Raw genomic sequence first — 3,742 nt, 5'->3', positions numbered from 1 at the left:
CCTTTACAGGCTGCAGGACTCTTCCCTAAGTTGTTAGATGCAGTTTTAGAGGAAGGAAAGTTGTTTGTTATTCCTGAACGTAGAAAGCGATCTTGCCCGAGGGTGGTTAAGGGAAAACCACAAAAATATCCCAAAAAAAATACCAGTCAGCCTTAACTGACTGGCATTACTCGTAATGAGGGCGTTTTTTGCTATTTCCCTATCAGAAAATTTACCGCAAGCGTAAAAACCACCAATTTGATATAATCACGGCCTAAATACAGACAGCTAATAGCGATTGATTATGCAAACTAATTTTTCACAGCCACAAACTTTTAATCCTGCCGATATAACCTCTAATGTTATAGATAACGATCAAGACGAGATGATCGGAGACCTATATAGTGACGAAGAAGACTCAGAATTTGAGTTATCTAATAAGCAAGAGGCAGGGCATAAAGGGGTGAAGTCTGCCCGCTTTAAGAAACTACAGAAGAAACTGCGTAAACAAGTCTCTCACGCTATCCGTGACTTCAACATGATTGAAGAAGGTGATGTGGTGATGGTCTGTGTATCAGGCGGTAAAGACAGCTATACGTTGCTTGATATCCTACTGTTTTTAAAGCGTATTGCCCCGATTAATTTCGATGTGGTAGCCGTTAACTTAGATCAGAAACAACCCGGTCATCCAGAAGATATTTTGCCAAACTATTTGCAAGAGCAGGGTATTCCGCATTATATCTTAGAAAAGGATACCTATAGTGTGGTGAAAAGTGTGGTGCCAGAGGGCAAAACTTATTGTTCAGCTTGCTCACGTCTGCGTCGTGGCTCGCTATATGGGTTTGCCAAACAAATTGGAGCCACTAAAATTGCTCTAGGGCATCACCGTGACGACATTTTAGCTACCTTCTTTTTAAATTTATTCCATGGCGGATCATTAAAAGCCATGCCACCAAAGCTATTGAGTGATGATAAGCAAAATGTGTTGATTCGTCCTTTGGCTTATGTCGAAGAAAAAGACATTATTAAATATGCCCGTTATAAAGAGTTCCCAATCATTCCCTGTAATTTATGTGGCTCTCAAGAAAACTTACAGCGTGCAATGATTAATGACATGCTTCGAGAGTGGGATGATGCTCATCCTCAGCGCTTGGCCTCTATCTTTAAGGCGATGCAGAACGTAGCGCCTTCACAATTAGCTGACCGAGAGCTGTTTGATTTTGAAAGCTTACAGTTAGATCGTGATGATAGCGAGAGACCTTTTGAAGGGGTGAATATTCAGGTGGGGGGTGAAGCCAATTTAGCAGAGATTAGTTTGCCGACGCAGCCCGAAGTTAAACCCTTTGAGCAAGCAAATAAGGTCAATAAGATACCTACTATTAACCCAATTATTGATTAATAAAAAAAAGAGAGCTATGAGCTCTCTTTTTTATTTAATAAGTATAAATAGGTGATAACTAGTCAAAAGACTGTAGTGGTTTAAAAGTAATCCGGTCTTGCGGAAGTTTACCCACCTCACGTAAGCGCCAGTTCAACTTGCCTTCATTGCTTACCTGAACATAGTATTTAGATTCTAACTCATCGAGCTTTATATTGGCTGAGTATTGATTGTCTTTAACATGCTCTAATATGGCATCGCGGTCTTTTTTGATATCCGTGGCATGAGAAATTGACAAGGTAAGCTTATCGGGATAGTACAGGGGAGTACCATCTAATAACTTCCCTGATTCTAAGCTTTGTTGAGGATAGTCTAGGGTAAAAGTAACCTTACCATCTCTAGCAAAAACCATCTCACCTTGTAGTGCTAAGTCATGAGCAAGTTTATCGCGTGAGACGTCTTGATATAAAGTTTTGCCATCCATGTACCAGTCGTCTCGAACCACCGTATCTTTAATTTGAACGGAATAAAACACAAACCAAATACAGGCCACTACTACAAATAAAGGCAGGCCAATGACGAAGATAACAACCATGTAATTCTTATACCAAGGCTGAGTATCTTGATGCCCAAAATTGGTAGGAGAGTTGGATTTTTTCATAGGAAAACCTTAAGCAGTATGCATAAAATAAAGTGCCAGCTTATAGAGTTTGACTCTATTAAACTGGCGATCTAAATGTCTCAGTGTCTCATTTAAGACGCTGGTCTTAGTGGCTTATTACTTCGTTTGTGAAGTAAAGACGTTGGTTCTTGAAGCGTGATAAGTGCCATCTTTACTGTCAACATTAAAGGTCACAGGCACCTCGTTTTGCTCAATAAACTTAGGATCAGCCGCCACACTTACTGGCATATCATAACTTTCACCAGCATTTAACGGGATAGATTCAAATCGAGTTTTTAGAGTAAAGCCTTCAGGGGCTGTGATTGATAGAACATATTCATGAGCTGCCTGAGTTTTGTTGGTAACCTTAATAATATAACTATTAACGATTTGACCTTCTGCGTTCATAGAGGATAATTGGTTGCGATCCCCACGCACGTCAATTTGAAGTGGCACACGGTCAAATAAGGCATAGGCAACCACGCCAATTAATACTGACAATAATAACAGATAGGCAAATAGTCTAGGGCGTAGGTAACGACTTTGTTCATTTTCAACAAGCTGACGTTCAGTGGTATATCGAATCAGACCACGAGGATAACCGACTTTATCCATAACTTCATTACACGCATCAACACAGGCAGCACATTGAATACATTCCACCTGTAAACCATCGCGAATATCGATACCGGTCGGGCACACCTGAACACACATAGTACAGTCGATACAGTCACCGAGCTCTTCAGGGTTAGTGCCTTTTTTACGTGGACCTCTAGGCTCACCACGGTTGTAGTCGTAGGAGACAATCAAGGTATCTTTGTCAAACATTACACTTTGGAAACGACCATACGGACAGATATAGACACACATGAATTCGCGCATGTAAGCCGCGTTGGCATAAGTGGCAAAGGTAAAAATAAACATCGATACCCAAACCCAAGTTGGCCAATCAGGGAAGGGGATACCAGCTATAGATTGCCAGCTACTATACATCAAAGAAGTACCTGCCACATAACTAACGAACGTAGTGGCTGTAAATACTGACATCACAAACCAAATAAAATAAATCAGTAGTTTTTTAGCGATTTTACTGGCTGAGTTGGGTTCTTTGTCAAATTTAATACGTTTATTTCTATCGCCGATTACCCATTTTTCAACATGCTGGAATAGATGAGTCCAAATGGTCTGAGGACAGGCATAACCACACCAAACACGTCCAGCATAAACGGTTACCATAAATAGCATAAATGCTGCAATGATAAAGCCTGCGGCGACGAAGAAGAAGTCTTGTGGGAATAAGGTCATCCCAAATATGTAGTAATGTTGACTAGGTACATCAAACCAGATTGCTTGTCGCCCATCATATTTAATCCAGGGAAGGATTAAAAACAAGGCCAACAAAAAATACATACTAAATAATCGTATGCGCTGGTAAAAGCCATCAGTAAAACGAGGATGAATACGTTTTTTTGTAGCGTCCATATCGTGGACTGGAATTTTATTAGGGGAGGGGGCTGACATAAATGTACCTCTAAATATTAGAACCATTATGCTGGCAAATGAAGAGCAAGCGAAGTTTATTCGCGCAAGTTGCTATTCTGTTATTTTAACATTGATTGAACAGATTCTGTTAACTCTGAACTACCCTGTAGGTTCCGTTATCACTGAAGCATCAAGTGATAAATAATAACTCTCTATTATTTCGTTTATACAAATTAATTATC

At 40.1% G+C, this 3,742-nt stretch carries 3 protein-coding genes; 1 reads left to right on the top strand and 2 read right to left on the bottom strand.

Annotated features, from left to right (window positions below):
- The first annotated feature begins 283 nt into the window (after positions 1 to 283).
- On the top strand, positions 284 to 1,378 hold the full coding sequence (gene ttcA / locus A1019T_RS10260; protein WP_077451557.1) for a tRNA 2-thiocytidine(32) synthetase TtcA: 1,095 nt from the start codon (positions 284 to 286) through the stop codon (positions 1,376 to 1,378).
- A 58-nt stretch (positions 1,379 to 1,436) separates the two neighbouring features.
- On the opposite strand, the gene A1019T_RS10255 is transcribed toward ttcA, so the two are convergent.
- Positions 1,437 to 2,018, bottom strand: a complete 582-nt coding sequence (locus A1019T_RS10255) for a FixH family protein (RefSeq protein WP_077451556.1) — start codon at positions 2,016 to 2,018, stop codon at positions 1,437 to 1,439.
- A 117-nt stretch (positions 2,019 to 2,135) separates the two neighbouring features.
- Complete coding sequence (ccoG, locus tag A1019T_RS10250) at positions 2,136 to 3,539, bottom strand: cytochrome c oxidase accessory protein CcoG (RefSeq protein ID WP_077451555.1); 1,404 nt, start codon at positions 3,537 to 3,539, stop codon at positions 2,136 to 2,138.
- Positions 3,540 to 3,742 lie beyond the last annotated feature (203 nt).

This window comes from Psychrobacter piechaudii (assembly GCF_900162825.1).
Classification (GTDB): domain Bacteria; phylum Pseudomonadota; class Gammaproteobacteria; order Pseudomonadales; family Moraxellaceae; genus Psychrobacter; species Psychrobacter piechaudii.
Note: the sequence above shows the minus strand (reverse complement) of the source record. Positions and strands in the feature narration are given on the sequence as shown.